Here is a 15870-nt window from a genome sequence, read left to right on the forward strand (position 1 = left end):
GTGCGCCGTGTCAGGCGACGGCGGCGGCTTGTGCCACCCCCGACTTGGCAAACAGCGTGCGCTCCGTGAACTTGATGTTCTGCGGATCGTAGTATGGGTCAGCCCACGCGCCGGTCGTCTTCAGCACCAGCGGGTTGGCGGCCGTGGCCTTCGACTCGCTCGCGCGGAAGCGGTAGTGATCGAACAGACGGATGGCTTCGATCGCATATGCCGTGACGATGGCCGGTTCGTAGATGGCGATCAGACTGTCGCCGTTCTGCTCCTCACCGCCCTTCGACAGGTTGGATGAGCCGCAGAACACCACCGGCTCGTCGCCGTTGAAATCGCACACGACAAACTTGTGGTGGATGTGCTGGCCGGTGCCGGCGTCCACCTCTTGCTTGAACGGCGCGGGCGCCTCGTCCTTCAAATACGCGAACGATACGGTCTGCGAGGGTACGTCGCGGCCCGGCGCGAAGGCATCCACACCACCCGCCTTGTCGATCACGCCCAGCGAGAGCAGCCCCGCCTTGTGCGGCACGACGTGCTCGAGCGTGTCGAGCATCTCGCCGCCGCCATCGGTGGCCATCACCGCAAACAGCACCGACGACAGCGCGCCTTTCACGCGGTCGGCCGCCTCGGAGAGCAGCGCATCGGTCTGGTGCGGCGAGAAGCCGAAGCGCGCGCGCGGCGTACTGCCCTGCGGCACAGCCTGCCAGTTGCCAGCCAGTGCATCAGCGCGGAAGGCGGTGGCCACCTTGCGGCTGCCGGCCGCATCTTCACCGTACTGGCCGATCAAGTCCCACGTGTGGTCGAACACCTGTGCATAGAGCTGCGCAACGTCCTGCTCGAACACCAGCACGCTGTTGGCCTGCACGTACAGCCCGCGCAGCGAGAAGTTGGCCGAGCCCGCCAGCACGCGCACCGGCTTGCCCGCCGCATCACGCAGCAGGATCCCCTTGTGGTGCTGGAAGCGTGCGAAATGCGTGCGGCGCACGTCCGCTCCGGCCTGCTTGAAGACCTCGGTGGCCTGCGTTTCGAAGGCGTCGTCGGTGCCATGCCCGGTTGGGTGTGCACCGGTGCCGATGTAGTTGTCCTGGATCACGCGCACCTTGCGGCCGTTCTGCGCGAGCCACGCAACCGCGCGAATGATGTCCGGCTCGTCCAGGTCATAGGCCAGCACGTCGATGCCATAGCCGTCGGACGCCTGGCACTGGTTGAGCAGATCGATGATGAGGCGGCGGCCGGTGGCGCCCAGGTAGGCGTACTTGCTCTGATACGGCTGCGTGTCATACAGCAGCGGCGATTTGGTCTGCGCGCGCTTGTCCGGTGCCAGCGCCGTGTTGCCGCCGTAGTGGTCAATGAACGCCTGCGACGACACATAGCCGCGCACCATGCCCACGGTGGCCCAGTCGCTCATCGGTTGATGCAGGGTCACGTTCACGTTGCGTGTGGCACGTGTTTCAAGCTGCACGGGGTTCGTGGACGCAAAGTAGCGCGCGTGCACAGTGTAGGTGTACTGCCCGGCCGCATGCGGCGGAAAGTGAGCCCAGTGGAACGATTGGAACGGCGCGTCGATGGAGTCGGCGTACTTGCCGGCCTGCAGGGGGGCATCCGCATGGATGGGCGCGTCGAACGTCAGCCGGTTGGGCACCCAGTACGGCGCCTGGCCCTGCGGCGTGCATTGGATGGCAAAGCCGGCCAGATCGGCGCGATCTGCATCGGCCACGTCAAACGCAAACAGCACCGCGCTGTCGCCCTGATACACCTTCACCTGGAATGAATCGACGGATGTCGCCATGGGAGTCTCCTGGGGTGGCAAAGCATCCGTTTTTTATAGCACCGCGATCGTGACAATCCTCTGACGCAAACGGCGTATTTTGCAGGCGCCATGCGGGTTTACGGGCGATGAGTTCAACGCCGCTTCAATCCGATCTGCACACACACCTGCAACTGGATGCGGTTTATGGCCCCCAACGTATGTCGTCCATACGTCGCGCTTAATAGCCTCCCCCAACCGTTATGTAACCATGTATACAACGACAACAACAAGGGAGGTTCCGATGCACCGTTTTTCGCCGTTCCGATTCAAGCTGGCCCATGCGCTGCAACTCGCACTGGTGCCGTTCCTGCTGGCCGCGTGCGGCGGCTCCGACGCTGACACGCCCCAGGTCACCACGCCCGCCACACCGCAAGCCACCCTGACGGTGGCCGGCGATGCGGCCACCGGCGGCACGCTCACCACGACCCAGCTCAAGGCCCTGCCCGCCACCACCAGCACCGATAGCTTCGGCAGCGGCAGCGGCTCGCAAACCCACACCTACACCGGCACCAGCGTATGGGGCGCGCTCAACCAGATCGGCATCAAGACCGATCCGAACATCAAGAATGACCTGCTGAACAAGATCGTCGTCGCCACCGGCACCGACGGCTACCGCGCCGTCTTCGCGCTGGGCGAGCTGAGCCCCGACTTCGGCAACCGCGCAAGCCGCGTGGTCTATGCGGAAACCATCAACGGCATAACCGGCGCGTTGCCCGCTGCGGATGGTCCGCTGCGCGTGACCGCCCCCGGCGACACCAAGGGCGGGCGCTACATCTCGAACCTCGTGCGATTGGACATCCGCAGTTCGGGTTCCACTGCGGCTGGCACGGGCGGCGGTGCGTCAACGCAGTTCAAGGTGAGCGGCGCTGTGCAGCGCCCCGGCACGTTCGACTTGACGGCCTTGCAGAACCTGCCCGTGGTCACGCGCACGGTATCGGGCGTCACCTACACGGGGGTGAGCCTGTGGGATCTGCTCAACACCTCGGTCGGCATCGTCAACAACCCGGCGGTGAAAAACGACTCGCTCGCCAAGTACGTCGTCGCCACCGGCAGCGATGGTTACAAGGCGGTGGTCTCGTTTGGTGAGATGGACCCGAACTTCGGCAACCAGCCCGACTTCATCGCCTATGCGGCCAACGGCGTGCCGCTCACCACCAACGGCTTTGCGCGGCTGGTGCTGCCGAATGACGGCAAGCAGGGGCGATTTGTGTCGAGTCTAATTGGCTTGGAGGTGATTGCGGCACCGGTGGGGCAGTAACAAGGCGTGGGTGGCGCAGTCAATGACTGCGCCACCGCGACGATGCCGAAAAAAGCGATGGGGCTGGCTTCGATCGACTCTGCCTGCATAGACGACCGTGGCTTGCTCTGAGAGTCCGACCGACCATGCACTTCGCGCGGCCGTCTCCAACGCACGTACTTGATGCCGGCATACTCACTGGCACGATTGAGGCTTGGTGACTTGAACCGTGTCACCGCTCATCGTCGACACGCTTGCAACACATGCTCCTTTTTCAAGGACTAAGCGGGCCTCATAGTCAACGTCAGCCTTCGGAACAAACGTCGCAGCGACAGAGCACTGCAGGCGACTTTCCGGCGCCGCCAGCAACACCAGGGTGTACGGCCGCTCTGCGGCAACATACAGCTCGCCCGTCGGCATCTGGCCCAGCTTCTCTGCTCCCGGCATACCGAGCGAGCGCCCGCGATAGCCACTAGCGCCGACGATTCCTCCCAACACTGTCCCTGCACCGGGCGCCCCCCAGTCAATGCAATCCTTGTTTGGCACCGCCTTGACGAGCGCGTTGCCACTCACACGAAGGCGAGCGCGCGGACCGTCCGTGGCCTCATCGGCCGTTCTGAACTACGTACCAAGCGAGCCACAAGCACTGAGCGCACTTACAGCACAGATCGCGACGATGCGTTTCTCTGCTTTCATTTCCGATTTTTCTAGGTCTTAGTTGAACTCGAAGCGCACGTCTTTGATGATCTGCACTTTGCCCCAATGGAAATTGCAGACGCGTGCAACCTCGGCGCCATCCCTGCTTTCCGGAACGCATCCGCCTGTGATTTGCATGGGGTTACCACCCTGCTTCGACAACGGAAACTCAATCGACAGCCCTTCGGGTATTTTGTGCTCCAGCCGAACAGACTCTGCGTAGTCATCCACTAGCGCGGCGATCAGCACCTTGTCGGCCTTCAACGTATAGAGGTCGTGCTGGAACGCACCACTGGGCACCAGGCACATTTCAAATGCGATGTTCTCTGCTGTCTGACGCTGACAACGTGGGGGCTCAGCGGCAATCGCGGTGGCGCAGGCAGCCGATGCCGCGAGAAGAAGGGCAGTCTTATGAATCATGATCTCGAATTCTCGATTGAAGTTGGATGGAGGCAGAGGTCTTACTCGTCTTCAGCGATCAAATCTGGGGCCAGCGGACAACTGCTCATTTCTTCTCTCAATGTGGTCTACCAACAAGCAAGCTAGTCTCGATAGGGCTTGACCGCTTGTTCGACGTAATCCGCCTTGGCATGCTCCCTACCCTTCCGGTCCATATCGAAGTAAATCGCCTCGAGCTTCTTGACCGGTGCCCCGATTTCCTCCAACGCCCCATACTGTTTAAGACAATGCACTTGTATTAGCGCCTCATCCGTATCGAACGCTTTTCTTTTATCGCCCGCCGCGGACGCCATGAAAGTGTCGTACACGACCTTGGACGCCTTGTCGTAAGAGGCGAGCCCTACCATGCGCGCCAGTTGGTCATACGCAAAAGCCTTTGCCAGCATATGGTCCTGCTCGTCCCATGCTTGTTCCGCCTTCTGCTGGCTTAGACCTCTATGTTCGCTGCCCTCCCGCGTGAAGCTGCCCGCCTTTGCAAACAACGCCCAGTTGCAAAAGATCTCCCGAGTCTGCCCATCCACTCGATTGAAGGCATCCAGATACTCGCCGGCACCGGCTTGACCTGGCACCAGACCAGCGAAGACGATGCAGCAGGCCAGCGAAAACAAGCCCGCTGTCCGAAAGCAACCGGTGTTGGTGCGCATCACTGCACAACCTTGGCGGTCTTGAGCAACCAATAGGAGTGCACGAATCAGGGAATGCGTGATTTGGCCCAAAGTAATCCCCAATCAAGTAATAACGTGGCGACCCAGTGATCTCTCACGAGGGTGAATCAGGACAAACTTAGCTGCTGGCATCGCTAGCTGCCTCTGGATTGAGACGCTTCAGGCGTGGGCCCAGAATGCTCAGAATTCTGGATGCCTCGAATACGTGGTAGGCCTTGTCCTTATCTGCAGGCTGCCGTCTGTCTACTACGGTGTTCCGTGTGTTGTAGTCAGTTCCTAATACCCAGCACGGCAATTGCGCGGTACTCGGTTCCCGCAGGTGTTTCCAGAATCAGGGTGCCCATCAGAGCGGACTCATCCATCTCTTCAAAACAATCAGCACTCAATACCAAGTTGGCCTGCAAAGTTTCACCGGGAGCAATCTGCGCGAGCTTCGATGTTCGGTATGACTGCTGCGTGATCGGCAACTCTTTCGATGTCAGGTCGGAGCACAAACCCGCGCGCAACTCCTTGCCTGCTAAGGCAACACCAATCGAGGCCTTCGATGGGTTGTGCAGCGACAGCTTCAAATACTCCCTCCCTTGAACATCTTGCCCGCCCTTCTCAACCGACACATGAATCGGCTCCAACAGGGCTGGCTTCGGCCAGTTCACGACTATCGACTCTTCGGGTGCAGCTAGCGATTGCGTGTAGGTATCGATCAATTTGCGAGCCTCTGCTTGCCATTCGCGCAGGGCATCTGAGTCGCAACCGCCGGCTGTATTGATGATCTGTTGGACATCGGCGTCCGTCCGGGCCTTCTGTTTGGGGTCACGTTCTAAAGCATTCGCGAACTGTTTCGCTGAGCCACCGCTGATCGATCGCCCAGACCAATCTAGCTTGTTCAGTCGTGCCTGTTCATCCGGAAACGCGGGGCATTCCTTGGCAACACCGTGAAGAACCGTCCAGGCAACCGCTGCAGTTCTACTGAGCCTGTCTTGCTGTGCGTTGGCCTTAGTGGAAACCGGCCCGCACCAACAGACCACTGCCACCAGTGCAGCCAATGACCGAGCCAGTACCGAGCGCCGCGCGCGCTCGTGGCGGCTGGGAGCTTCAGTACGGTTCTCTTCTTGTTGTTCAACAACGCACAGTTGCGCCGATACGGCACGTGCGTCCGGCCGGTATGGCTGGCGCATAACAGACTTTCTCCCTGATCCCGATGGACGGAGCGCTTCGCTTTGTTAAACCGGCGCCCTCGTCTGACCCGGGCCGCATGGTAGGGAGCGGCCATCATGCGGAAAACCCCTCTTCAGTGTGAAATTGGCATGATTTTTCTTAAGATCTGATGTTAGCGACGCTGAATTTGCGCCTGACAGCCGCCTTGGCAGTGCATGTTGCGTCATCCGCGCCGAGTGCTGGCAACGGTGCCATTGACGTTTTCACGACGGATTGTCTGCAGTCGTGGGCACAGGGGCTTGATTTCTGCAGCAGCCGCTGCCTATCCGGAAGAACGAGGGCGGCGCTTACCTCACGCCGACAAAAAAAACGCAGCGAAACCCGCTGCGTACGATAGGCCCGTGAGGGGAGCTCCCTCCCCCGCTAAATTCCAAGCCCCGCCAGCGGATGCGCAGTCGCCCGCCACGGCGACGACAGGAAGTGCTGCACCCGCTCCGGCCGCACGGCCGCCAGCGTGGACGGCGCCCACCCCGGGCGGTGGTCCTTGTCGACCAAATACGCACGCACGCCTTCGCAGAAGTCGCCGTCTTCAATCCCACGCGCGACGATGCCCAGCTCCATCTGGAAGCACTCGGCCAGCGACAGTTGCCGGCCGCGCAGCAGTGCCTCACGCGTGACGTACAGCATCGTCGGCGAATGCGTGGTCATCGCGTCGAGCGTGGCCTGCAGCCATTGGCGCGGTTCGCGGGCCGGCTCACGCTCCAGGCTCTCGCGCACCGTGGCGACAATGCGGTCAACCGACGAGCGTCGATCAAAGTAGCGCAGCACCCACGGCATGGCCGTCGCCAGCGCGGCATGCGGGACGATGTTGCACGGCGGCTCGAACACGCGGCGCAGGGCTTGCATCAGATCGCCGTCGTGCGGCATGCGCTGCAAGCGGTCTTCGAACGAGGCCAGCCATTCCGCCGGCACACACAGGTCTGCCAGATGGCAGTGCAGCGCATCGGCACCGGAAAGCGTCACGCCCGTCAGCCCGACATACAGCTCCAGTTCGGCCGACATCACACTCAGGAAGTGCGTCGCCCCTACGTCGGGCAGGAAGCCGATACGCGTCTCGGGCATGGCCATCTTCGTGCGCTCGGTCACCACGCGCAGGCGTGCGGCCTGCCCGAGGCCCATGCCGCCACCCATGGTGATGCCGTCCATCAACGCAACGATGGGCTTGGGGAACTGGTGCAGCGCGTAGTCGAGCCGGTATTCGTCGATGAAGAATTGCAGCCAGCCGTCGTCGCCGTCCTTGCGGTTCTGCTTGGCAAGCTGGTAGAGCGAGCGAACGTCACCGCCCGCGCAGAAGCCCTTCTGGCCTGCGCCACGCAGCACCAGCGCGACGATGCCGTCGTCATGACGGCACTGCTCCAGCAACACCGCCAACTGCTGAACCATGCCGTGCGACAACGCGTTCAACGCAGACGGCCGGTTCAGTGTGATGATGGCCACGCGGTTCACCACGCGCATCAGCACGTCGGGCTCTGCGGCGGCCTCAAACGGCGTCGCCTGCATCTGGACTGCGCTCATTGCAGCGTCTCCGATTCATGTGGGGCGTGCGCCTGCCAACGCGGCGCACGCTTCTCCAGGAAGGCGTTCACGCCTTCGCGCTGGTCGGGGTGATCGAATAGATCGACAAAGCGCTCGCGCTCCACGGCCAGCGCCGCGCCGCGCGGCACGCCGTTGCGGGCCTGGTGAATCAGTTGCTTGCTGAAGGTGACAGCCTGCGGGCTGAGTGTCGTCACCCGCAGTGCCATGGCGATGGCCGCTTCGCGTGCGGCGCCGGTTTCAACCACCTCCTCCACGAGGCCGATGCGTAGGGCAGTCTGCGCGTCGACGCGCTCGCCGGTCAGGATCATGCGCTTGGCCCAGCCTTCGCCCACCAGCCACGGCAGCGTCTGCGTGCCGCAACCGCAGCACAGCAGGCCGACGGCAGTTTCAGGCACAGCCAGCTTGGCGTGCGCCTCGGCAATGCGGATGTCGCATGCCAGCGCGCACTCCAGTCCGCCACCCATCGCAAAGCCGTTGATGGCGGCAATCACCACGGGGCGCGCATTCTGCAATGCTTCAAATGCCGCGCCGAAGCGTGCTGCGGCTTCGCGGGCCACATCGCGATCACCGTCGGCAAAGGTGTTGAGGTCGGCCCCCGCGCTGAAGAACTTCGGGCCATCGCCAGTGATGACGATGGCGCGCACGCGGGCATCGGCGTTCAGTTGTTCGACGGTGGATTGCAACTGCAGCAGGCCTTCCGGTGTGAAGGCGTTGGCCGGCGGACGCTTGAGCGTCAGCAGCGCGATGCTGTTGTCGTGGAGAAAGTCGAGTTCGATCATCACTCGGCTCCTTCCTTGCGATAGAGCTTGATGACGGCCGAGAAGTCGAGCTTGCCATCGCCCTTGCTGCTCACGGTCTGATAGAGCTGTTGCGCGAGTGCACCGAGATAGACCGGCTGGCGGACGGACTTGGCGGCGTCCCCTGCGAGGCCCAGGTCCTTGAGCATCAGGTCCGTGCCAAAGCCGCCGGTGTAGCCGCGCGACGATGGCGCGGTTTCGATCACGCCGGGGAACGGGTTGTACGTGTCCGAACTCCAGCAGCGCCCGGTGGACGTGTTGATGATGCCGCCCAGCACCTTCGGGTCGATGCCCAGCGCCTCACCCAGCGACATGGCCTCCGCCACGCCCGCCATGGTGATGCCGAGCACGAGATTGTTGCAGATCTTCGCACCCTGGCCTGCGCCGGTATCGCCGCAATGCACGAGGTTCTTGCCCATGGCGGACAGCACCGTGCGGACCTGTTCGAATGCCGCTGCGCTGCCGCCCACCATGAAGGTGAGCGTGCCCGCTGCTGCACCGCCCGTACCACCCGAAACCGGTGCATCGATGAAGGTGTTGCCGTGCTCAGCCGCCAGTGCTGCAAACGCCTTGGCGCTGGCCGGATCGATGGTGCTCGAATCGATGATGGGCACGCCCTTGCCGATGCCCGCCAACACACCATCTGCGGCCGTCAGCACATGGCGCACGTGCGCGGCGGCGGGCAGCATGGTGATGACGGTCTCAACGCCGGACACGGCTTCCTTGGGCGAAGCGGCGGCCACGGCACCGGCCTCCACCAGCGCCCCCACTGCCTGCGTGTTCAAGTCGAACACGTTGAGCGCGTGGCCTGCCTTGAGCAGGTTGCGCGCCATCGGGGCGCCCATGTTGCCCAGGCCAATGAATGCGATTTTCATGACAACGCTCCTTGGCCGCTCAGCGCAGGCTGATGGTAGTGTTCACGCCGCCGGCATCCACCGCATCGTCAAACCAGCGCGCGGTGACGGTCTTCGTCTGCGTGTAGAACTGCACGACCTGCTTACCGTACGGACCGAGGTCACCCAGCTTGGAGCCGCGCGAGCCGGTAAAGCTGAAGTACGGCACCGGCACCGGAATCGGGATGTTGATGCCGACCTGACCGACGTCGATCTCGCTCTGGAACTTGCGCGCCGACGCGCCGCTCTGCGTGAACAGGCCCACGCCGTTGCCGAACGGGTTGGCGTTGACCAGCGCAATGGCGTCGTCCAGCGTCGGCACCGTCACCACCAGCAACACCGGGCCGAAGATCTCGTTGGTGTAGATGTCCATGTCGGTCGTTACATCCGTGAAGATGGTCGGGCCGACGAAGTTGCCGTCTTCGTAACCGGGTACCTTCACATCGCGACCGTCCAGTGCCAGCGTGGCGCCCTGCTGTACGCCCGATTCGATCAGGCCGAGAATGCGTTGCTTGGCTGCACGGGAGACTACGGGGCCGACATCTGTGCCCGGCTCCACACCTGCGTTCACCTTGAGCGTTTTCGCCTTGGCGATTAGCTCCGGCACCCATTGCTGGGCGGCGCCCACCAGCACCACCACCGAAGTCGCCATGCAGCGCTGCCCAGCCGCACCGAAGCCGGCTCCGGCCAGTGCGTTGAGCGTCTGCTCGCGGTTGGCATCCGGCAGCACCACGGCGTGGTTCTTGGCGCCCATCATCGATTGCACGCGCTTGCCGTGCTCGCTGCCCAGGCGGTACACATGCGTGCCCACCGCCGTGGAGCCAACAAACGAGATCGCCTTCACGTGTTCATGCGTGCAGAGCGCATCGACAACATCCTTGCCACCGTGCACGACGTTCAGCACACCGGCCGGCACACCGGCTTCCAGCGCCAGTTCCACCAGCAGCATGGTCGACAGTGGGTCCTGCTCCGAGGGCTTCAGCACGAACGTGTTGCCGCACACGATGGCCATCGGGAACATCCACAGCGGGATCATGGCCGGGAAGTTGAACGGCGTGATGCCCGCACACACGCCAATCGGCTGACGCAGCGTGTAGGTGTCCACCGCGCCGGCCACGTTCTCCAGAAACTCGCCCTGCTGCAGCGAGCCGATCGAGCACGCATGCTCCACCACCTCCAGCCCGCGGAAGATGTCGCCTTCGGCATCGGGCAGCGTCTTGCCTTGCTCGGCCGTGAGCGTACGGGCGATGCGCGGCGAGTGCTCACGAATCAGTGCCTGGAACTTGAGCATGATGCGCATGCGGGCACCCACCGGCGTGTTCTTCCAGGTGGTGAACGCAGCGTGCGCAGACTGGATTGCCGCATCCACCTCATCTGCCGTGGCAAACGGCACGCGCGCCAGCACTTCTTGCGTGGCCGGGTTCACGATGTCGCGCCAGCACTTCGACTTGGATTCGACAAACTCGCCGCCAATCAGCAGCTTGACGGTGGGTGGGGTGTCCTCGGTGGCGGCTGGTTTTGCGGCAGGTTTGGCGGAAGCGAGAGAGGCGACGGCGCTCATGTGGGTCTCCTAGGCAAATCGATGGCGGGGTTCAGTGGGGATCGGTGGAATCCGGGATCAGGCGAAGTCTTCTTCCCAGTACTCGCCGGGCAGGCGATCGGGCTGGGGGGTGCGCTCCAGTTCAAGACGGCGCAGCTCGACGCGGCGGATCTTTCCGGAGATGGTTTTGGGCAGCTCGCTGAACTGCAGGCGGCGGATGCGCTTGTAGGGGGCGAGTTTTTCACGCGAGAAGAGGAACACGGCGCGCGCCAGTTCGGGCCCGGCCTCGTAGCCCTGGCGCACCGTCACAAAAGCCTTGGGCACCGACAGGCGCAGCGGGTCGGAACTCGGCACCACGGCGGCTTCAGCAATGGCCTCGTGCTCGATCAGCACGCTCTCCAGCTCGAAGGGGCTCAGGCGATAGTCGGACGACTTGAACACGTCATCCGTACGGCCCACGTAGACGAAGTAGCCGTCATCACGCCGCATGGCCACGTCGGACGTGTGGTAGTAACCGTTGCGCATGGCCTCGGCGGTGGCTTTGGCGTTATTGGCGTAGCCCTGCATCAAGCCCAGCGGGCGATGCGTGAGCGGCAGCACGATCTCGCCTTCGCTGGCGGGTTGGTCGTCATGGTCGACCAGTTCCACACGGTAGCCCGGCAGCGGGCGGCCCACCGAGCCCGGCACCACCGGCTGGCCCGGCGTGTTGCCGATCTGGCAGGTGGTCTCGGTCTGGCCGAAGCCATCGCGGATGGTCACGCCCCACGCAGTGCGTACCCGCTCGATGATCTCGGGGTTCAACGGCTCGCCCGCACCCACGATCTCGCGCAGCTTGACGGCGTACGACGCCAGCGGCTCCTGCACCAGCATGCGCCACACGGTGGGCGGCGCGCACAGCGTGGTGACATTGAAGCGCACCAGCACGTCCAGCGTGTCTTTGGGCACAAAGCGCGCGTAGTTGTAGACGAACACGCAGGCCTGCGCATTCCACGGCGCAAAGAAGCAGCTCCAGGCGTGCTTGGCCCAACCCGGCGAACTGATGTTCCAGTGCATGTCGCCCGGCTGCAGGCCGATCCAGTACATGGTCGACAGGTGGCCGACCGGGTAGCTCTGGTGCGTGTGCTCCACCAGCTTGGGCTTGGACGTGGTGCCCGAGGTGAAGTACAGCAGCAGCGGATCGGTCGCTTTGGTCACGCCATCGGGGATGAACTCGGCAGATGCGCTGCAGGCGCCGGCCAGATCGATCCAACCATCACGCTGCGCGCCCACGGCGATGCGCTTGACACCGGCATCCACCGCATCGAACTTGTGCAGCTCCGCCGCATCAACGACCACGCAGTTCGCGCCGCCCAATTCCACGCGGTCGCGTACGTCATCGGGCGAGAGCTGCGTGGTGGCGGGCAGCACGACCGCGCCCAGCTTCATCGCCGCCAGCATCACGTCCCACAGTTCGACGCGGTTGGGCAGCATCAGCAGCAGGCGGTCGCCACGCACGATGCCCAGGCCGCGCAGGAAATTCGCCATGCGCGACGAGCGCTCGGACATCTGCGCGAACGAGAGCTTCAACCCTTCGCTCTGCGGGTCATCAACGATCCACAGCGCCGGGTTGTCGTTGCCGCGCGCCATCACATCGAAGTAGTCGAGCGCCCAGTTGAACGCATCCAGCTTCGGCCAGGTGAACTCGCGGTACGCGCGGTCGTAGTCGGTGCGATGGCGCAGCAAGAAATCACGCGCCTCCACAAAACCCTGTGCTGCAGATACCACTTCGTTCATCGTCGTCTCCTGGTCGGCGCGTGTGCGCTCTTTCGTGTTCGGTCGATGCTGTGCAGGGCGTACTACACGTGCCGCGCAATCACCATCCGCTGGACTTCGCTGGTGCCTTCGTAGATCTGGGTGATGCGTGCGTCGCGGTAGTGGCGCTCGACGGCGTAGTCGGCCAGGTAGCCGTAGCCGCCGTGGATCTGGATGGCGTTGGAGCAGATCTCCTCGGCCAGTTCCGACGCATAGAGCTTGGCCTGCGACGCTTCAGAGAGGCAAGGCTTGTCTGCACTGCGCAGGCGCGCCGCATGATGGACAAGCAGCCGGGCTGCGTTAAGACGCGTGGCCATGTCGGCCAGCATGTTGGCAATTGTCTGGTGTTCACGCAGCGCCTTGCCGAACTGGATGCGCTCGTTCGCATAGTTGCGCGCCGCGTCGAAGGCAGCACGTGCAATGCCCACCGCCTGCGCCGCAATGCCGATGCGCCCGCCTTCAAGATTGGACAGTGCGATCTTCAAGCCCTCGCCGCGCTCGCCCAGCAGGTTTTCTCCGGGCACGGCGCAGTCTTCCAGCGTGATCGGGCAGGTGTCCGATGCGCGAATGCCGAGCTTGTGTTCCGGCCGCCCGACATGAAAGCCCGGCGTGTCCGTCGGCACGATAAAGGCGGAGATGCCGCGCTTGCCGGCCTCGGGGTCCGTCAAGGCAAACACGATGGCAATGTCCGCCCGCGCACCGTTGGTGACGAATTGCTTGTTGCCGTTGAGCACCCACTTACCGTCGCGCAGCACAGCACGTGTGCGCAGGTTGTTGGCCTCGGAGCCGGCGTGCGGCTCGGTCAGGCAGAACGCGCCAATCGCGCGGCCCGTGGCCAGATCCGGCAGATAACGCGCCTTCTGCGCCTCCGTGCCGAACTTGAGGATGGGGCCGCAGCCCACCGAGTTGTGCACGCTCATCATCGTCGCGCAGGCGGCGCAGCCGGCGGCCACCTCTTCCAGCGCGAGCGCATAGGCCACGTAATCGGTATAGGAGCCGCCCCACTCCGCCGGCACGATCATGCCCAGCAGCCCCAGTTCGCCCATCTGGCGGACCACGTCATCTGGCAGTGCACCATCGCGGTCCCATTGGGCCGCGTTGGGCGCAAGGCGCTCCGTGGCAAAGTCGCGCGCAGCGTCGTGGATCATCCGCTGCTCTTCGGTATAGAAATCGTCCATCGCTTGCTCTCTGCTTGCCGATCGCGTGACGGTGCATGTGCGGGCGCCTTACACTGTGCAACCCATGGTTGGGCCGTTCACGCGCTCATTCGATGGGGAAAAAGTGTAGGCACGCACCGGTACGGCTTCGATGCCCGTCACGCTCAACTTGCGTGAGCGGATTTGCCATGGTGGCCCTGGCGACCTCTTGCAACGACGATGAAGAACAACGAAAAAGGCACCGTCTCCGTCAGCCTCGTCAACGAGGCCGTGACCCGCGCACGCGCGCACGGCGTTGACGTACAGACCATCATGGCGACGGCAGGCATCACGCCGCAGATGCTGGCGCAGCCGCGCAGCCGTGTGTCGTCAGCGCAGTACGGCGCGCTGTGGGCCGGCATTGCGCAGGCGATGGACGACGAGTTCTTCGGGCAGGATGCGCACCCCATGCGCTGGGGCAGCTTCGTGGCGATGACGCAGGCGGCGCTCACGGCGCGCACCGGCCGGCAGGCGCTGCAACGCGCGACCGGCTTCCTGCGGCTGGTGCTGGACGATCTGTCCGTACGGATTGAAGAGGACGCGCAGCACGTGCGCTTGGTGTTCGTGCATCGGAAAGGCACGCGCGTGCCGCCGATGTTCACCTATGCCACATGGTTCATCATGGTCTATGGCCTGGTCTGCTGGCTGGTGGGGCGGCGCATTCCGCTCATCGCGGCACGCTTCCGGTGTGCGGCACCACAAGACGCGCAGGAATACCGCCTGATGTTTTGCGATGACATGGCGTTCAAGCAAGACGCGTCCTACGTCGATCTCTCGCCCGCCTTTCTGGACCTGCCGGTCATCCAGACCGCCGCTTCCATCAAGACCTTCCTGCGCGACGCACCGGGCAGCTTCATCGTCAAATACCGCAACCCCGATTCCTTTGCGGCGCGCGTGCGCAAGACCCTGCGCAACCTGCCGGTGGCAAACTGGCCCGCATCAGACGCGATGGCGCTCAAGCTGAATGTGGCTGAAGCCACCATGCGCCGGCGCCTGAAGCTGGAAGGGCACACGTATCAGTCGATCAAGGATGACCTGCGCCGCGACATCGCCATCAGCCAGTTGCAGGACACACGCCGGACCATTGCTGACATTGCCGTCACCGTCGGCTTTGCGGAACCGAGCGCCTTTCACCGCGCCTTCCGCAAATGGACGGGCATGCGGCCAACCGACTATCGGCTGGCGCAGCCGGACTGAGCTAGCCCGCGGGGAACAGCGCCTGGCGTAACACGCCGCTCGTCTCCGTTTCTTCCTGCGCGGCCAATTTCGCCACGCCTTCGAGCTGATCCAGAATTGCCACCACCTGATGGCCGCGCGCGCTCAGCCGATACACCACGGTGGGCGGAAACGCGGCAAACACCTCGCGCTCGATCAGCGCACGCCCGCCCAGTGCCTTGAGCCGCGCCGACAGCACCTTCGGCGTCACGCCCGGCAACCGGTCCAGCAGTTCGCCGTGCTGCAGCGGTTGCTGCCGCAAGTGCCACAGCACCAGGGCGTTCCAGCGGTGGCCGAGAAAGGCCAGCCAATCCTCCACCGGGCAACGCTCGGGGCGCACCGGAGACGGCACATCAATCTGCGTATGGATTTCCATTTGGATAGCGTCGCGGGGGCCTGTTTCACTCTCTTGCATCGCAACCCTTTCAGAGGACACGCATGCAACCTGTCATGCACCCCGCTGCCATGAACGGCGCCTTTGCCCAGGCACTCAACAGTGGTCAGCTCGAGAACCTGCTCGCCTTGTATGAAGACGATGCCCTGCTGTGTACGGACGATGCGTCGCGCATTATCACCGGCAAGGCTGACATTGCGCGCATGCTGACGCCGCTGTTGGACCTGCGCGGCACGATGACGTCACGCAACGTGTTCTGCCTGGCCAACGGCGACATCGCCCTGCTGCGGGCGGATTGGCATATCGAAGACGATGCCGGCCATCGAATTGCCGCCGGCAGCAGCGCGGAGGTCTGCCGCCGGCAGCCGGATGGCACCTGGCGCTACCTGATCGACCATGCGGTGGGTGCCAGCCTGCCGGGCACGCCAGTCTGAT

The 15870-nt window shown here is 63.6% G+C and carries 14 protein-coding genes; 3 read left to right on the forward strand and 11 right to left on the reverse strand.

Going from position 1 to position 15870, the window contains the following annotated elements; all coding sequences use genetic code 11:
• Positions 1-10: 10 nt before the first annotated feature.
• Positions 11-1780: a phospholipase D-like domain-containing protein gene (locus tag PI87_RS26680; RefSeq protein WP_039600767.1), complete on the reverse strand. Its 1770-nt coding sequence runs from the start codon at positions 1778-1780 to the stop codon at positions 11-13.
• A 262-nt stretch (positions 1781-2042) separates the two neighbouring features.
• On the opposite strand from PI87_RS26680, the gene PI87_RS26685 reads away from it, so the two are divergent.
• Positions 2043-3059, forward strand: a complete 1017-nt coding sequence (locus PI87_RS26685; RefSeq protein WP_039600768.1) for a molybdopterin-binding oxidoreductase — start codon at positions 2043-2045, stop codon at positions 3057-3059.
• Positions 3060-3752: 693 nt separating this feature from the next.
• Here the strand turns inward: PI87_RS26685 and PI87_RS26695 are convergent.
• From PI87_RS26695 to PI87_RS26735, 9 genes are all read right to left on the reverse strand, one after another.
• On the reverse strand, positions 3753-4154 hold the full coding sequence (locus PI87_RS26695) for a hypothetical protein (RefSeq protein WP_039600769.1): 402 nt from the start codon (positions 4152-4154) through the stop codon (positions 3753-3755).
• 122 nt (positions 4155-4276) lie between these two features.
• Positions 4277-4837 (reverse strand): hypothetical protein, encoded by a 561-nt coding sequence (locus PI87_RS26700; protein WP_039600770.1) that lies wholly within the window; start codon positions 4835-4837, stop codon positions 4277-4279.
• A 290-nt stretch (positions 4838-5127) separates the two neighbouring features.
• A complete protein-coding gene (locus PI87_RS26705; RefSeq protein WP_039600771.1) occupies positions 5128-6033 on the reverse strand; it encodes a hypothetical protein in 906 nt (301 codons plus the stop codon).
• 403 nt (positions 6034-6436) lie between these two features.
• Positions 6437-7588: an enoyl-CoA hydratase/isomerase family protein gene (locus PI87_RS26710; protein WP_039600772.1), complete on the reverse strand. Its 1152-nt coding sequence runs from the start codon at positions 7586-7588 to the stop codon at positions 6437-6439.
• Positions 7585-8388, reverse strand: coding sequence for an enoyl-CoA hydratase (locus PI87_RS26715; protein ID WP_039600773.1), 804 nt, complete (start codon positions 8386-8388; stop codon positions 7585-7587). The genes PI87_RS26710 and PI87_RS26715 overlap by 4 nt, the downstream gene beginning before the upstream one ends.
• Entirely contained in the window at positions 8388-9281 is an 894-nt protein-coding gene (gene mmsB / locus PI87_RS26720) for a 3-hydroxyisobutyrate dehydrogenase (RefSeq protein WP_039600774.1), read from the reverse strand. Before mmsB ends, PI87_RS26715 begins: the two co-directional genes overlap by 1 nt.
• A gap of 19 nt (positions 9282-9300) precedes the next feature.
• Entirely contained in the window at positions 9301-10860 is a 1560-nt protein-coding gene (locus tag PI87_RS26725) for a CoA-acylating methylmalonate-semialdehyde dehydrogenase (RefSeq protein ID WP_039600775.1), read from the reverse strand.
• A gap of 57 nt (positions 10861-10917) precedes the next feature.
• Complete coding sequence (locus tag PI87_RS26730) at positions 10918-12612, reverse strand: AMP-binding protein (RefSeq protein ID WP_039600776.1); 1695 nt, start codon at positions 12610-12612, stop codon at positions 10918-10920.
• A gap of 62 nt (positions 12613-12674) precedes the next feature.
• Positions 12675-13808: an acyl-CoA dehydrogenase gene (locus PI87_RS26735; RefSeq protein WP_039600777.1), complete on the reverse strand. Its 1134-nt coding sequence runs from the start codon at positions 13806-13808 to the stop codon at positions 12675-12677.
• A 198-nt stretch (positions 13809-14006) separates the two neighbouring features.
• On the opposite strand from PI87_RS26735, the gene PI87_RS26740 reads away from it, so the two are divergent.
• Positions 14007-15023 (forward strand): AraC family transcriptional regulator, encoded by a 1017-nt coding sequence (locus PI87_RS26740; protein ID WP_039600778.1) that lies wholly within the window; start codon positions 14007-14009, stop codon positions 15021-15023.
• A 1-nt stretch (position 15024) separates the two neighbouring features.
• Here the strand turns inward: PI87_RS26740 and PI87_RS26745 are convergent, their stop codons facing one another.
• Positions 15025-15417, reverse strand: coding sequence for a winged helix-turn-helix transcriptional regulator (locus tag PI87_RS26745; RefSeq protein WP_084210113.1), 393 nt, complete (start codon positions 15415-15417; stop codon positions 15025-15027).
• Positions 15418-15479: 62 nt separating this feature from the next.
• Here PI87_RS26745 and PI87_RS26750 point away from each other — a divergent pair, with 62 nt between their 5' ends.
• Positions 15480-15869, forward strand: coding sequence for a YybH family protein (locus tag PI87_RS26750; protein ID WP_039600779.1), 390 nt, complete (start codon positions 15480-15482; stop codon positions 15867-15869).
• Position 15870: the final 1 nt, after the last annotated feature.

It is taken from the genome of Ralstonia sp. A12, assembly GCF_000801955.1.
Classification (GTDB): domain Bacteria; phylum Pseudomonadota; class Gammaproteobacteria; order Burkholderiales; family Burkholderiaceae; genus Ralstonia.

Excerpts from the sequence above, each read along its gene's own strand:
- PI87_RS26680 (WP_039600767.1), bottom strand. The coding sequence starts at position 1,780 with ATGGCGACATCCGTCGATTCATTCCAGGTGAAGGTGTATCAGGGCGAC.
- PI87_RS26705 (WP_039600771.1), bottom strand. The coding sequence starts at position 6,033 with ATGCGCCAGCCATACCGGCCGGACGCACGTGCCGTATCGGCGCAACTG.
- PI87_RS26725 (WP_039600775.1), bottom strand. The coding sequence starts at position 10,860 with ATGAGCGCCGTCGCCTCTCTCGCTTCCGCCAAACCTGCCGCAAAACCA.
- PI87_RS26745 (WP_084210113.1), bottom strand. The coding sequence starts at position 15,417 with ATGGAAATCCATACGCAGATTGATGTGCCGTCTCCGGTGCGCCCCGAG.
- PI87_RS26740 (WP_039600778.1), top strand. The coding sequence starts at position 14,007 with ATGAAGAACAACGAAAAAGGCACCGTCTCCGTCAGCCTCGTCAACGAG.
- PI87_RS26735 (WP_039600777.1), bottom strand. The coding sequence starts at position 13,808 with ATGGACGATTTCTATACCGAAGAGCAGCGGATGATCCACGACGCTGCG.
- PI87_RS26700 (WP_039600770.1), bottom strand. The coding sequence starts at position 4,837 with ATGCGCACCAACACCGGTTGCTTTCGGACAGCGGGCTTGTTTTCGCTG.
- PI87_RS26730 (WP_039600776.1), bottom strand. The coding sequence starts at position 12,612 with ATGAACGAAGTGGTATCTGCAGCACAGGGTTTTGTGGAGGCGCGTGAT.
- PI87_RS26710 (WP_039600772.1), bottom strand. The coding sequence starts at position 7,588 with ATGAGCGCAGTCCAGATGCAGGCGACGCCGTTTGAGGCCGCCGCAGAG.
- PI87_RS26685 (WP_039600768.1), top strand. The coding sequence starts at position 2,043 with ATGCACCGTTTTTCGCCGTTCCGATTCAAGCTGGCCCATGCGCTGCAA.
- mmsB (WP_039600774.1), bottom strand. The coding sequence starts at position 9,281 with ATGAAAATCGCATTCATTGGCCTGGGCAACATGGGCGCCCCGATGGCG.
- PI87_RS26750 (WP_039600779.1), top strand. The coding sequence starts at position 15,480 with ATGCAACCTGTCATGCACCCCGCTGCCATGAACGGCGCCTTTGCCCAG.
- PI87_RS26695 (WP_039600769.1), bottom strand. The coding sequence starts at position 4,154 with ATGATTCATAAGACTGCCCTTCTTCTCGCGGCATCGGCTGCCTGCGCC.
- PI87_RS26715 (WP_039600773.1), bottom strand. The coding sequence starts at position 8,388 with ATGATCGAACTCGACTTTCTCCACGACAACAGCATCGCGCTGCTGACG.